This is a genomic window from Rhodococcus sp. APC 3903 (assembly GCF_030407755.1).
In the GTDB taxonomy this organism is placed as follows: Bacteria; Actinomycetota; Actinomycetes; order Mycobacteriales; family Mycobacteriaceae; genus Rhodococcus_F; species Rhodococcus_F erythropolis.
The window spans coordinates 456,973-470,984 of the sequence record NZ_JASDCV010000002.1 but is presented as its reverse complement, the minus strand read 5'-3'; the positions used below and the strand labels follow the sequence as shown (position 1 = coordinate 470,984).

13 protein-coding genes are annotated in these 14,012 nt (G+C 61.9%); 7 read left to right on the top strand and 6 right to left on the bottom strand.

The window, feature by feature from the left end; translation table 11 throughout:
* Positions 1–733 (top strand): hypothetical protein (locus QMA15_RS04650; RefSeq protein ID WP_290283729.1); only part of this gene is annotated, 733 nt, incomplete at its 5' end.
* Between the two features lie 117 nt (positions 734–850).
* Complete coding sequence (locus QMA15_RS04645; protein ID WP_279162967.1) at positions 851–1,585, top strand: queuosine precursor transporter; 735 nt, start codon at positions 851–853, stop codon at positions 1,583–1,585.
* Here the strand turns inward: QMA15_RS04645 and tgt are convergent.
* A complete protein-coding gene (gene tgt / locus QMA15_RS04640; protein WP_279162983.1) occupies positions 1,576–2,799 on the bottom strand; it encodes a tRNA guanosine(34) transglycosylase Tgt in 1,224 nt (407 codons plus the stop codon). The two genes, QMA15_RS04645 and tgt, sit on opposite strands and share 10 nt — an antisense overlap.
* Before the next feature lie 257 nt (positions 2,800–3,056).
* Here tgt and QMA15_RS04635 point away from each other — a divergent pair, with 257 nt between their 5' ends.
* The 5 genes from QMA15_RS04635 (at position 3,057) to QMA15_RS04615 (ending at position 9,839) form a co-directional block, all read left to right on the top strand.
* Positions 3,057–3,848: an enoyl-CoA hydratase-related protein gene (locus QMA15_RS04635; RefSeq protein ID WP_020723626.1), complete on the top strand. Its 792-nt coding sequence runs from the start codon at positions 3,057–3,059 to the stop codon at positions 3,846–3,848.
* A 26-nt stretch (positions 3,849–3,874) separates the two neighbouring features.
* Positions 3,875–4,846 (top strand): ABC transporter substrate-binding protein, encoded by a 972-nt coding sequence (locus QMA15_RS04630; RefSeq protein WP_007731596.1) that lies wholly within the window; start codon positions 3,875–3,877, stop codon positions 4,844–4,846.
* Between the two features lie 119 nt (positions 4,847–4,965).
* Positions 4,966–7,302, top strand: a complete 2,337-nt coding sequence (locus tag QMA15_RS04625) for a CoA transferase (RefSeq protein WP_290283728.1) — start codon at positions 4,966–4,968, stop codon at positions 7,300–7,302.
* Between the two features lie 50 nt (positions 7,303–7,352).
* Positions 7,353–8,300 carry a zinc-binding alcohol dehydrogenase family protein gene (locus QMA15_RS04620; RefSeq protein ID WP_279162965.1) on the top strand — a complete coding sequence of 316 codons (948 nt, stop codon included), beginning with the start codon at positions 7,353–7,355 and terminating at the stop codon, positions 8,298–8,300.
* Between the two features lie 15 nt (positions 8,301–8,315).
* The gene (locus QMA15_RS04615) at positions 8,316–9,839 is read left to right on the top strand and encodes an AMP-binding protein (RefSeq protein ID WP_279162964.1); all 1,524 of its coding nucleotides are present in this window, start codon (positions 8,316–8,318) and stop codon (positions 9,837–9,839) included.
* A gap of 11 nt (positions 9,840–9,850) precedes the next feature.
* On the opposite strand, the gene QMA15_RS04610 is transcribed toward QMA15_RS04615, so the two are convergent.
* The 5 genes from QMA15_RS04610 to QMA15_RS04590 all read right to left on the bottom strand — a co-directional run bounded on the left by QMA15_RS04610 (position 9,851) and on the right by QMA15_RS04590 (position 13,999).
* Positions 9,851–10,753, bottom strand: coding sequence for an IclR family transcriptional regulator (locus tag QMA15_RS04610; protein WP_007731601.1), 903 nt, complete (start codon positions 10,751–10,753; stop codon positions 9,851–9,853).
* 167 nt (positions 10,754–10,920) lie between these two features.
* Complete coding sequence (locus tag QMA15_RS04605) at positions 10,921–11,745, bottom strand: alpha/beta hydrolase (RefSeq protein ID WP_279162963.1); 825 nt, start codon at positions 11,743–11,745, stop codon at positions 10,921–10,923.
* A complete protein-coding gene (locus QMA15_RS04600) occupies positions 11,745–12,065 on the bottom strand; it encodes a ferredoxin family protein (protein WP_279162962.1) in 321 nt (106 codons plus the stop codon). Before QMA15_RS04600 ends, QMA15_RS04605 begins: the two co-directional genes overlap by 1 nt.
* A 3-nt stretch (positions 12,066–12,068) precedes the next feature.
* Positions 12,069–13,079, bottom strand: a complete 1,011-nt coding sequence (locus QMA15_RS04595; RefSeq protein WP_182262112.1) for an NAD(P)/FAD-dependent oxidoreductase — start codon at positions 13,077–13,079, stop codon at positions 12,069–12,071.
* 134 nt (positions 13,080–13,213) lie between these two features.
* A complete protein-coding gene (locus tag QMA15_RS04590) occupies positions 13,214–13,999 on the bottom strand; it encodes a class II aldolase/adducin family protein (RefSeq protein ID WP_279162961.1) in 786 nt (261 codons plus the stop codon).
* Positions 14,000–14,012 lie beyond the last annotated feature (13 nt).

Sequence of the window (14,012 nt, the reverse complement as noted above, 5' to 3'; positions counted from 1 at the left end):
CCCTCCCGGCGGAAACTACCCGCCTCCCGGTGGGTACCCGCCTCCTCCCGGTGGTGGCAACTTCCCGCCTCCGCCCCCGAATGACTACGGCGCAGGCTTCGGCGCCCCCCAGCTTTCTGTGGGTGCGGCAATTACCTACGGCTGGAACAAGTTCAAAGACAACGCACTGGTCTGGATCGGGATCTCGATCATCGCTTTTCTGATCGCCGGACTCATCCAAGGTGCTTTCAACGGCTTCGACTACACCAATACCGAATTCAGCGCGCTGTCGATCGTGGGTGGATTGGTCACCGCAATCGTCGGCTACATCATCCAAGCCGCATTCCTTCGTGGAGCGTTGAGCGAATTGGACGGAATCAAGCCGGCTTTCGGCACCTTCTTCCAATTCACGAACATCGGTGCAGTTGTTCTCGGCGGTTTCCTTGTCGCCGTCGCCACCTATGTCGGTTTGGTTCTGTGCATCATTCCCGGCATCATCGCGGCGTTCCTGCTCTACTACACGCTGACCTTCATCGTGGACAAGAATCAGGATGCGATTTCGGGCATCAAATCGAGCTACGCGTTGACCTCGTCGAACGTCGGAACGTTGATCCTGCTGGCGCTCGCTCTGATCGGTATCAACATCATCGGCGCACTGCTGTGCGGAATCGGTCTTCTCGTGACGGCGCCCGTCGCGCTGATCGCCAGTACCTACGCATACCGCGTGCTGACCGGCGGCCATGTAGCTGCCTGATCAGTTCGTTTGCATCACCGAAGGCCCTGCGGTTCCACGTGAAACCGCAGGGCCTTCGGTGTGTTCTGCGCAACTGGACGGTCGCCAACTCGCATCCGAGCGCCTTGTGGTGCTTGGATGACGGACGTGACAGCTCAGGATCAGCAAGACGAATCGACCCACGAAGCCAAATTTGCGCACGTCAGCCGGGGTTATTACCCGACAATCGTCGCGCTCTTCACCGCAACGCTGCTGATCTCGAACGTGGCGGCGACAAAGGGGGTCGCCTTCTTTGCGGATTCCGACTTCTCGCTCGGTCCCTTGCAGATTCTGCCCATCATCACCGATGGTGGATTCTTCTTGTTCCCGCTTGCCTACGTCCTCGGTGACGTACTCAGCGAGGTGTACGGCTTCAAAGCGACCCGACGCGCGATCTACCTGGGCTTCGGCGCACTGATTCTTGCCGCTGCGTGCTTCTGGATTGCAGTGCAACTCCCGTCGGCAGAGTTCTACGAGAACCAGGCCGCCCTCGAAACCGTGGTCGGCGTCATTCCCCGGCTGCTGGTCGCAGGATTGGCCGCCTACCTCGTCGGCCAGCTGCTGAACTCCCTGGTCCTGGTCATGATGAAAAAGCGCATGCAGGAGAAGCACCTGTGGGCGCGGCTCATCGGCTCGACCGTCGTCGGCGAATTCGCCGACACCCTCATCTTCTGTTCCATCGCAGCCGGTGTCATCGGCATCAGCACGTGGGAAGACTTCATCAACTACGTGCTGGTCGGCTTCCTGTGGAAGACGCTTGTCGAGGTTCTGGTCATGCCGATCACCTACCGCGTCATCGCCTACGTGAAGAAGCGCGAACCGACCTACGTCTGAGGTGCCGGCGTCTTCGCCGCATAGAACTTTCCGAGCATGTCCGCTTTGAAGTCGTGGAAGTATCCGCCTTCGATGCTGGCTCGGATATCGTCGACCAACTTCACGGTGAATCGCTCGTTGTGGATCGTGCACAGCGTCGACGCGAGCATTTCCTTCGCCTTGAACAGGTGATGGATGTACGCGCGGGTGTAATTGGCGCAGGTGTAGCAGTCGCACTCGTCGTCGATAGGCGTGAAGTCACGACGGAATCGGCTGGTATTGATGTTGAACCGGCCGGAGCGGATGTAGATCGCGGCATTGCGAGCAACACGCGACGGATTGACGCAGTCGAAAGTGTCCGCGCCGTTCTCGATTGCGACGAAGAAGTCGTCCGGTTCACTGATGCCGAGCATATGACGCGGCTTGGTCTCGGGTAGTTCCTCGTTACACCAACGCACAATTGTGCCGAGGTTCTGCTTCTCGAGGGCGCCGCCGATGCCGTAGCCGTCGAAACCATATCCGTTCTCGCCTTCGATCGACTCGAGGCCACGGCAGGCTTGACGACGCAGATCTTCGTACTGCGCGCCTTGGATCACGCCGAAGAGAGCCTGATAGGGCTTGTCGGCGCGTTCGACAGTGAGCTTCTCGTGCTCGTTGATGCAGCGGATCGCCCAGGCCTGCGTGCGCTCGACCGATCGCTCCTGATAGCCGCGGGTGTTAAGCAACGTGGTGAGCTCGTCGAACGCGAACATGATGTCGGCACCCAGCTGATGCTGAATCTGCATCGACACCTCGGGGGTGAACCGATGCTTGCTGCCGTCGAGGTGCGATTTGAACGTCACGCCCTCGTCGTCGACCGTCGCGAGACGCTCCTTGCCCTTTGCGATGACGTCGTCGGACTGCACGCCGACGGCTTCCATCGCGAGCACCTTCTTGAACCCGACGCCAAGGGACATCACCTGGAAGCCACCGCTGTCGGTGAAGGTGGGCCCGTCCCAGTTCATGAACTTGCCCAGCCCGCCGGCCTCGTCGACGATGTCGGGTCCCGGCTGCAGGTACAGGTGGTACGCATTAGCGAGCAACGACTGCGCACCGAGTTCCTTCATGGACTCCGGCAGCACGGCCTTGACCGTGGCCTTGGTTCCGACGGCCACGAACGACGGAGTCGCGATATCGCCGTGCGGTGTGTGGATGGTGCCGGTTCGTCCGAGCCGGTCCTCGAGCCTGGTCCCCATGGTGAAAATCGACTCGGGACGCTTGTCGACGGCGGGCACGGGCGGTGTCGGTACTGCAGAAGTCACGGGCTCAATCCTGTCACAGGAGCAAATATCGCCGTGATCACAGCGAAGAAAGTTCCTACGCGATCAGCATCCGCATTGGTCTACTGACCGAACCCGAGCGGTACCGCCGCGTGAGGGTCCCCACCATACTTCCCACTACACATCCCCCGGCTCGACCGGTTTACCCCGCCAACCCGCTGACAGGAGCTCACTTGACGAGACAGACCGGCCAGACCTACAACTTCGTCACCGTCGACGTCACAGACTCGATTGCCACCGTGACTATCGACAAACCTCCAGCCAACGCATTCAACCCCAGCATGATCGCCGAGCTTCTGGAGATACTGCCGGTACTCGCGTCGGACCAGACCGTCCGCGTCATTGTCGTGACGGGCACTGGACGGTTCTTCGTCGCCGGTGCGGACATCACCGTGATGCGCGAGCTGACGGAAGAAACTCAGCGCGCGATGCGCCCGTGGGTCGACGTACAGCGGATCCTCGAGTCGGCTCCCAAACCTGTCGTCGCGAAGATCAACGGGCACGCACTCGGCGGCGGAGCAGAACTGACGTTGGCCTGCGACTTCCGCATCATGGCGCAGTCGGCGACCATCGGCTTCCCCGAGATCGGACTTGGGCTTTTTCCGGGTGCCGGTGGCAGCCAGCGACTTCCACGCCTCATCGGCGCTCACCGAGCCAAAGTGCTCATGATCGAAGGCAAGCGCCTCAGCGCCGAGCATGCACTCGATATCGGCCTGGTCGACACCGTCGTTGCGGACGCCGACCTCGATGCGCATTGCGCTGACCTCGCACGCGAACTCGCGACGAAACCCACTGCCACCATCGGAATGATCAAACGCATTGTCGACGAGGGCATGTCGTTGCCGCTCGATCAAGCGCTGGATCTCGAATTCGAGGCAGTGCTCGACCTGATCAAGACGGACGACGCTGCTGAGGGACTTCAGTCATTCCTCGACAAGCGGTCCCCCACCTTCACGGGACGCTGACAGCTCCCATTTACCGAGAGGCCATCATGCTCAACAAATTTCAGAAGAAATGGGTGGGCGCAGTCGCTTCTCTCGCCGCCCTGACGATCGCGGTCAGCGGATGCACCCGGCCCGCTACCGACAACTCCGCGGAAAGTGGTGGCCTGGTACGGATCGCGGTGGGTGTAGACCCGTCGTACGCCCCGATTTTCCTGGCCGACCACGAGGGCATGTTCGAGGCCGCCGGCCTCGACGTCCAGGTCATCCAGACGGAAGGCGGGGCGGCGGGCGCCCAGAACGTCGTAGCCGGAACTTCGGAACTCTCCGGCAATGCCGACTCGACGGCACTGTCCGTCATGGCCGCCAATCCGAGCCTGCGGGCGCTGGGCGTATTTCAGGAATCCGACCGATACTTCCAGGTTGTACTGAGGAATGGCGTCGAGCCGAAGTCGATCAAGACCATGGGCGTCTTCCCCGGCATCGGCCTCTACTTCACGAACCAGTACCTGGCCAGTCTCGGCATCGACCCCACGACGGTCACACTCGTGAGCACAAGCCCGCCCGAACAGCCTGCTTTGCTGGCGCGCGGTGACATCGACGGCTTCCTGTCCTTCGACCCCTGGGTGACGCAGAGTGTCAATACCGGCGGGCGCGTTGTTGCCACGACCGGCGACTTCGGCGCCAAGTACGCCCAATGGATCATCGCTTCGGACAACTGGTTGTCCGCGAACGAAGAAACCGCAGGCAAGGTGTTCAAGGTGATCTCGGAAGCGTCGGCAATCGTGAACTCGGATCCGGATCGGGCTGCAACCGCAATTGCCGCGTCTATCCAGATGGACCCGGCCGAGGCCGCAGACCGGGTGACCCAAATCGATTTCGGTGGACGCGGATTCACCGAGGACGACGTGGAGCGCGCAAACGAACTTGTTGCATTCTTCCGCGAGCAGGGCAAGATCTCCGCGGACATCGATCCGTCCGCTGTCCTCCTCTCGGGATGGTTCGAGCAGAACGCCGCCTGAGCGGAGAGTGAGAACGGGTCCGGTGGGCAGACCGAAATCATGTCGCCCACCGGCCCGCAGAACTACGTTCGACACCAGTCGGTTCGGCGATATCTTTCGATTGAAACGGAGTAGTTGTGGTGCATCCCCCGGTACGGGTCGTAGAGATTTCCAGTCCGTTTGCGCGATTCGCCGGGCGCATCCTGGTCGGGCTGGGTTTCGAGGTCATTCTGGTAGAACCACCCACCGGTGACCCCAGTCGCACCGAGTCCCAGGGTGATTCGTACTTGCATTGGCATGCGGGCAAGAAGTCCGTTGTCCTCGATATCGACGACAGCAACGATCGCCTCGCTTTCGAAGCACTGCTGCGCAGTGCCGACGTCCTGCTCGACGGCAGCGCGACCGGCGCTCTACGCGACAACCGAGGATCTCTCGTTCACGTACGAGTGACACCCTTCGGCGCAACCGGACCGCGAAGTGACTGGAAGGCAACAAATCTGACCGTCGCGGCACTCGGCGGGATGATGGCCCAGGTCGGCGATCCCGAGCACCCTCCACTGCTGCTCCCCGAACTCCAGGCTGAGCAGCTCGCCGGAATCAATGCCGCAATCGGCGTGCTTCTCGGACTGCGTTCGCGATCCAAGGGCCACAACCCGTTGCTGGAGATCAGCGCTCAGGAATGTGTTGCCGCCGCGCTGGAAGCGGGCACTCTTGCCTACATTCACGAGGACCGCGTACCACCGCGTCCGGGCCGGGTACATCCGCTCGTTCCGCACGGACTGTTCCAGGCCGCCGACGGTTATGTCGGTGGCGGCCTCGGCGGTAGCCCCCGCATGTGGGACGGCATGTTGGCCTGGCTGATCGACAACGATGCTCAGGACGATCTCGATCAACCGGAGTGGTCCGACGCGGTCTACCGAAAGACGCATCAGGAACACATTTTCGACGTTCTGTCCGCCTTCATCGCGAAGTGGCCGAAGGAAGAATTCGCGGTCAGCGCGCAGTCACGCAAGTTGCCGTGGGCAGCGGTCGACCGGCCCGAAGAACTGCTGCGTAACCCGCAACTCAACGACCGGGACTTCTTCACCGACGTGACCGGAGATCAAGGTACCTACCGCGATCTCGGGTTCGGCTTCGCTTTCCCCGAAGGCCGGCGCATCGGAACGCTCGAGGCTGCCCGGTTGGGCCAGCATCAGGAACTCTTGAAGGCCACCTCGCCTGTGGCAGTGAACGAAACCCACGAGTTCAGCGGTGGCAGCACGCCCAGCCTCGAAGGTGTCCGCGTCCTGGATCTCACGTGGGTGTTGGCGGGCCCGTACGGCACCAGAATCCTTGCCGACCACGGTGCCGATGTCATCAAGGTCGAATCGATCGGACGCCCGGACCCGACTCGCTTTGCACCGTTCATGCATCTCTCGCGAGGACCGCACGACAATCCGAACACCAGCGGGTACTTCAACGACGTCAACCGCAACAAGCGCAGCATCACACTCGATACCCGATCCGCAGAGGGCCTTTCGGTACTGCGCGACCTGATCAGGAACTCCGACGTCGTGGTCGAGAATTTCAGCTCGTCGGTCATGGACAAGATGGGGCTCGGCTACGAACAACTCCGGGAGCTCAACCCGGACATCATCTACGTGTCGATGTCCGGGATGGGTCACACCGGTCCTCGCAAGGACTGGGTGTCGTATGCCGACATCGTTTCGGCAAGTACCGGTTTGACCGCACTGACCGGCTGGAACGCCGATGACGTTGTCGGAGTCATCTACGGCCATGGCGACATCGTCGCCGGACTGCAAGCCGGCGTCGCGATGCTGGCAGCCCTCGACTACCGCGACCGGACCGGCCGGGGACAGCACGTAGACCTGTCACAACTCGAAGCCATGGCAGCGCACATGGGTACCAGCGTTCTCCGAGCCGCCCGGTCACAGTCCCCCGATCCGATCGGCAACAGCCATCACGAACTGACACCACACGGCGTGTACCCGTGCCTCGGCAGCGACCGGTGGTGCTCGATTGCCGTTCGCGATACCACGGAATGGAATGCATTGTGCCGCATCATCGAAGCAGAGAAATGGATCGGCAATCCTGACTTCGCGAGTGCAGAAAGCCGCCAAGCCGATCACCAACGTATCGACGACGCCATCGCCGACTGGACCAGGACTCTGTCACCCGAAACCGTCATGGAACGCTTGCAATCGGCGGGTATCGCGGCCGGCACCGTCCAGGACGGACGCGACCTGGTCGAGAGCGATCCACATCTTCGGGCACGCAGTTTCTATTCGGCACAGGAACATCCCCTCGCCGGAACATTCCTCCACGAAGGCATCCCCGTTCGCCGGAACTCCGAACCCGGCTCGATCCGACGCGCTGCGCCGGTGCTGGGCGCGGACACCGACGACGTCCTCGAGTCGGTGCTCGGATACAGCGACGAACTGATCGCCGGACTTCGCGACCAGTCGATCCTGTCCTGACCGCACTCATATTCAGTACATCCATTCACAGATCGCTCCTAGGAGACACAATGCGCGCGGCCCGACTCCATCAGTTCGGCACTTCACCGGTCATCGACGACATCGACATTCCCACACGTGAATCCGGTCAGACGCTCGTGCGCATCGACGCTGCCGCGCTCGGCCATCTCGACATCACCGTCGCGAGCGGAAACTTCGGAGTCAAGCCGAACCTGCCACATATCGGTGGAACAGACGGAGCGGCGACGGTAATCGAATCCGACACCTATGAGCCTGGCACCCGCCTTCTGGTCCGAGGCGGCGGAGTCGGCCTGTTCAAGAACGGTTGCTGGGCTGAGTATCTGGTAGCGGCAGACAAGGCGTTCACACCCTTTGATCCCGCACTGTCGCCGGCCGTCGCCGCAACCTTCTTCCTGCCCAGCACAACCGGCTATGTTGCCGTCAACGACATTGCAGCCGTCGCTCCCGGCGAACGAGTTGTTGTCGCCGGAGCATCCGGCGCTGTCGGATCGATGGCAGCACAGTTCGCTCTGCTTGCCGGAGCGTCCGAGGTAATCGGTGTTGTACCGCGCGAAGATCAGGCTGCCTTGCTTCCGGAGGGTGTGCGTCCCGTCGTCGGGCAAGGCGACGAACTTGCCGGGGTGCTGGGATCCGAGCCTTCCGTCGACGCCGTGATCGACACGCTTGGCGGCGACGGCTTGCCGCACCTTCTGGCGAGTGTTATCCCCGGTGGCCGGGTTGCCCTGATCGGATATACCTTGGGTAAGAGCCTCACCCTGGACTTGCCGAACTGGTTGCTCAGCGATGTCCGGATCCTGCCCGTCAACATGATTCGCAAGACTGCCCGGCAAGCCGAACTGGCACCTGAAATGATCCGGCTGCTCATCGAAGGCAATATTTCCGTTGCAGTGCAGGAGTTTCCGCTGGATGACATCGCAACGGCACTGCAGTTGATGGGTGAGGGCAAGGTTGCCGGCCGGGCCGTCGTCGTACCCTGAGGGATACAATTACCCATGCCCCACGACGCACATGCCATTCCGCGCTCGCTTCCGGATTTGATCCGGAGGCGAGCTTTGGAGCGTCCGGAGCACCCGGCGCTCGTCGTCGACGGGATCACGGTCACCTACCGCGAATTGCGGGATCGTGCAGCGTCGATGGGGGCGGATCTCCGTAATCACGGTGTCGGCCGTGGGGAGCGCGTGGCGGCACTGTCCGGCAACAGGATCGAACTGGCAGACCTTGTTCTCGGATGCGCGTGGATCGGTGCGGTTGTCGTCCCACTCAATACGGCCCTCCGAGCCTACAGTGTTGCCAGCGCACTCGAACAGGCTGGTGTACAACGGATCCTGGTTTCACCCGAATACTCAGGCGCTGTAGCCGGATTCGACGGCACCGTGTGGGTCATGGGTGAACAGTGCGTCCCCACTGCCGGTTCGCATCCGGGCTGTGAGCCCGAGACCCTCGATCCGCTCGACCTGGCCGCGATACTCTTCACCTCCGGCACCACCGGTCTGCCCCGAGGCGTCCGATGCCCGCACGCGCAGTTCCTGCAGTGGGGCAAAGGCGTCGGCGCCTCACTCGGGCTCACCGGGGACGATGTGCTGTACAACTGCCTGCCGCTGTTTCACACCAATGCTCTCAATGCCTTTGTTCAGTCCCTTTGGGCCGGGTCTACTTTTTTCCTGGGACAACGCTTTTCGGTCCGCAATCATTGGCGCGAAGTTCGCGAGATCGGCGCAACTGTCGACTACCTGCTGGGTGCGATGGTGGCCATGTTGATGAACGCGGACCCATCGCCGCAAGACCGACAGCACAGCGTCCACGTGGCACTTGCCCCCGCAACGCCGGCTCATCTGATCGAACCGTTTGCCCAGAGATTCGGTGTAGAACTCGTGGACGGATTCGGAAGTACCGAAACCAATCTCGTGATCGGCACACTTCCGGGAGATCGGCGGGCCGGGTACATGGGGCGGGTGATGAGTGGCTACGACGCCGCAGTCGTCAACGACGGTACTGCTGCCGCAGACGGGGAGCCCGGCGAACTGGTGGTCCGCAGCACGATCCCCGGCGCCTGTTCACTGGGCTATCTGGGCGAGGAGATTCCGGCGACGGAGAGTTGGATACAGACCGGTGACAGGGTGATTCGGGAAGCAGACGGCTGGTTCCGATTTGTCGATCGCATCAAAGACGTGATTCGGCGCCGCGGTGAAAATATTTCCGGGGCCGAAGTGGAAACCGTTCTGGCGTTGCATCCGTCGGTCGGTCAGGTTGCCGTCTTCCCGGTACCGTCGGATCTGGCCGAGGACGACGTCATGGCAACTGTAATACTGCGCCCCGGAGTATCTTTCGACCCCATTTCGATTCTGGAGTTCTCCCAGCAACAGCTGCCGTACTTTGCACTTCCCCGGTACATCGACGTCGTGGACACGTTGCCACTCACCGAAACCGGCAAGGTACAGAAAGCAGTGCTACGTGAGAGGGGCGTCGGCCCACACACCTGGGACTGCGAGAAGAGCGTGTTCCGCGCCCGGCGATAGACCGCGCCTCGCTACTTGCCGCAACCGTTGAACGAACACATCACCGGACTGCAGATCGTGCGCAGAGCCAGCGGGTCGCTCGGCGAATGTGTGCACTTCATGGCATGAAGTTTTCGGGTGATTCCGGCGCCGGCAGTGCGCAGGGCCCCGGTGATGCGGCTGACGTTGAGGCGAGCCGTCGGCGCTGTCACAGACAACGCGCCGGCCAGAGTGCGCGGGCCGCTGAACACCGGCACTGCGACGCTCATGTACCCGAGCCGTGTCTCCTCGACCTCCACCGCGAGTTGTTCCTTACGCATCCGCTCGGTTTGCTGGCGCAGCACGCTGACGGACATCGTCGTTCGACTGGTCAAGGCGGTGAAACCCTGCTCGACTACCTCGTCGAAGACCGATTGCGGGGAGAAGGCAAGGATGATCTTGCCGGTGGCGGTGCAGTACAGCGGGAGCCGACCGGCCACCCGCGACTGCTGATTGAGCCCGCGGTGTCCGATGATCTTCTCGATGTAGAGGACGTCGATGCCGTCACGAACCGCAAAGTGAACCGTCTCCTGCGTCGCCAGCAGTAGGTCCTCCATGTACGGCAGCGCCGCGTCGCGCAGAATCCGCTGACGCGGCACCAATTGGCCCAGCTCGAACAATCGCAGGCCGAGCCGGTACTTGGTACCCGCGCGCTCGAGCAATCCCCACTCGACCAGCTCGCCGGCCAACCGGTGAACCGTCGCTTTCGCGACCCCACTGCGCCGGGTGAGCTCCGTCAGAGACAGGTCACTGTGGTCGGTGTCGAAAGCGTCCAAGATCATTCGAGCCTTGCCCAGGACCGAGGACAGTTCACCTGCAGGCTGCGATGCAGCGGTCGTTTCCGACGCGATGGGTAGTACGGATCCGAACCCGACGGATTGTTGTGGAGCGGCCATGAGTGTCCTCCTGAACGATCTGTGACAGCCTGCCGAGACCGAGTGCCACAACGACCGAGATCGGTCGGGGCCCTCGTTAGCTGCAGGTGCTTCGAGACTGACACTATGGTGACGACACGATGAGACGCACGCCACACGGTCCGCTCAGTGAACCCGTCCCGCAGAGTTTACACGGGGCGCCTACCTGCGTAATTCTCCAGAAACATGCGGACGGCGGATGCAATCTGCGGAGCGTGCTCCTCGACGAGTGCGACGGTCCCCGATTCGACGATCTCCGTTTCCACCACTGCCGCACCCGTCAGGTGTGCACGCAACGGCGCAATGTTAGGCATCGAGAAGGGATCCTTCTGCGCGCCGATCAGCAAAACCGGCGCAGTCACCGAACCGACTCTCGCCTCCATGACGTAGCGGGCGCAGGCTTTGTGCCCCTCCGCCGGATCTACCCCGTAGGCAAGCGCGTCTCGGATGAACCTGTCGAGCAGTGCGGTGCCTGGTTCGGGGTAGTAGGGGCGACGCATCTCCCACAGCCTGGTGAGATGGCTACCGTCTGCGGCCCGGTCGACGCAGTCGATCCCACCGGGTCCCGAGTGCCCCTCGCGGTAGTTGCGGTCGGTCCACGGGCACGACGAGAGCACGGCAGCGTGCACCCTCTCGGGGCGTGATGCCGCCATCTCGAGCGCCACTGCCGCACCGGTGTGGTGACCGATGACCGTGACTCGATCGACGCCCAGGGTGTCGAGCAATTCCCACGCGCCTCGCGCATAGGTCTCGATGGTCTGCGGGCCGGGCACCGGAGCACTGTTGCCGTACCCCGGCATGTCCATCGCGACAACGCGGAAGTCGTCGGCAAGGAGTGGAATGAGCTCGCGGAACTCGTCCCACGACCGGGGCGCCTGATGAAGAAGGAGAATCGCCTCACCCGAACCTTGCTGCGCGTAATGCAATTGCCCGAAAGACGAATCCACGTATCCGAGTTGCAGGCCGCCAGCCATCAGAACGCCGCAACCATCGGAGTATCGACGCCGACGATGTCGATCTTTGCCGAACCACCCGGATTTCCGACAGGCTCGCTACGGGTAGGCAAGATCTCGAGGAAGAAGCGCTTGTTGTCTTCCTTGAAATCCGGGTCCGCTTTCCGGTCGACGGTGATCGCCTCCACCGGGCAGGCCAATTCGCAAGCGCCGCAGTCGATGCATTCGTTCGGGTTGATGTAGAGCTTGCGATCACCCTCGTAGATGCAATCCACGGGGCATTCTTCCATGCACGATCGGTCCGTGTAGTCGATGCATGCTTCACCGATGACAAATGCCATGGCCTAACCCTCCTGTTCGGTGGAGTGTCCGGGGAAGATCTCCGCTTCCGGATCCAGCGCTGCCGCAGCGTTGTTCACCGCAGTCGCGGCTTCACCGAAACCGACGGCAATCAACCGGACCTTGCCGGGATAATCCGTGATGTCCCCGGCGGCGTACACACGCGAAACATTCGTCTCCATCCGTGTATTCACCGCGATGTGGCGATTTTCGATATCGATTCCCCACTCCATCATCGGACCGAGGTCGGCCGTGAATCCCAATGCCGCGATGACGGATTGAGCTGGCAGGGTGGACGTGCTCTTGTCTTGTTTGTGGGTGATGTCGACCTCGCCGATCCACCCGTTTCCACGTACCGCCGAGACATCGGCGTTGACGAGAACCTGGACACTGCTTTCCCGCACCTTGGCAACTGTGGACTTGTGCGCGCGGAAACGATCTCGCCGGTGAACCAGGGTGACGGACTTGGCAATCGGTTCCAGGTGAACGGCCCAGTCGAATGCGCTGTCGCCGCCACCGACGATGACAACATCTTTCCCGGTGTGCGCCGACAAATCCGGGACGAAGTAACTCAGCCCCCGATCCATGAACTCCAAACCCTTCGCCAACGGCCGCGGGGTGAAGGTTCCGATGCCGCCGGTGATGACAACCGCGCCGGCCACCACTACCTGGCCCGAGCTGGTGATGATCCGCACCCGGCCGTCGTCGTCATGCGACAGCTCACGAGCCTGCATGCCCAGAAGGTATACCGGATCGAACGGGGCGGCCTGCGCCATCAAACCCTCGATGAGGTTGCGTCCCTTGACCGAAGGGAATCCCGCGATGTCGAGGATCGCCTTCTCCGGGTACATCGCACTGACCTGTCCCCCCGGTTCCACAAGGGCATCGATCACGGCAACCGAGAGGCCGCGGAAGCCTGCGTAGTACGCGCCGTATAGCCCGGCGGGGCCGGCACCAATGATCAGAATATCGACGCCGATCTCGTTGTCGGTCGCCGTGGGAGACGTTGTTTTCACACTCGATACGGTATTGCGCCGTCGGACTCCCGCAAATGAAACCGGTCCGCTCAACAGACCTCGGTAACAGTTGCGGGACAACATGAAAAGGGCCCGCCGACCTCTCGGTCGACGAGCCCAATGCTCGCAAGAATTCAGTACGCGAATACCTCGGGTTCGTCTGCTGCGATCATCTGGATGATGGTCGAGTACGCAAACCACCCCACCTTCTCGGTGCCGACTGCCTCGTAGGTCTGCGCCGCGATCTTCTCGTGCAGGACAACCGGATCACCGGCGGCTCGCGCCGTCAACTCCGCCTGCATCGACCGCTCCATCGACACATACCACCACACTGCGCTCTCCACGGACGTTCCGACGGTCAGATGGCCGTGGTTGGTGAGGATCACGGCCTTGTTCGATCCGAGGGCATCCGCGATGCGAATCCCCTCCTCTTCGTCCAGCGCCACCCCGTGATATTCCTCGTAGATCGAGTGATCCTCGTGAAAGGCGCACGCGTCCTGAGTGATCGGAATGAGGCGGGTGTGCAGCGAGGAGAACGCCTTACCGTTCAAACCGTGAGCGTGAACAGCTCCGATGACGTCGGGACGAGCCTCGTGAACCTTGCTGTGGATGACAAACGCTGCTCGGTTGAGCGGTCCGTCTCCGGAAATGACCGTGCCGTCCGACGCCACATGCAGCAATTCCTCCGGCTGAACCTGGGAGAAGTGCCGCCCGAACGGCGCAGTCCAGAAAGTCTCCGGATCTTCTGGGTCTCGGGCGGTGATATGTCCCGAGATTCCCTCGTCCAAACCGAATTTCGACAGAATCCGATACCCGCCGATGACAGCGGTCTTGCGACGACGCCGCTCACTCTCGATATCGGCAAACTCGGGCGGTCCCGGAATTCCGGCCTGCTCGGCAATGCTCAGCGGGTGATTCATGCTGCGCTCCTGA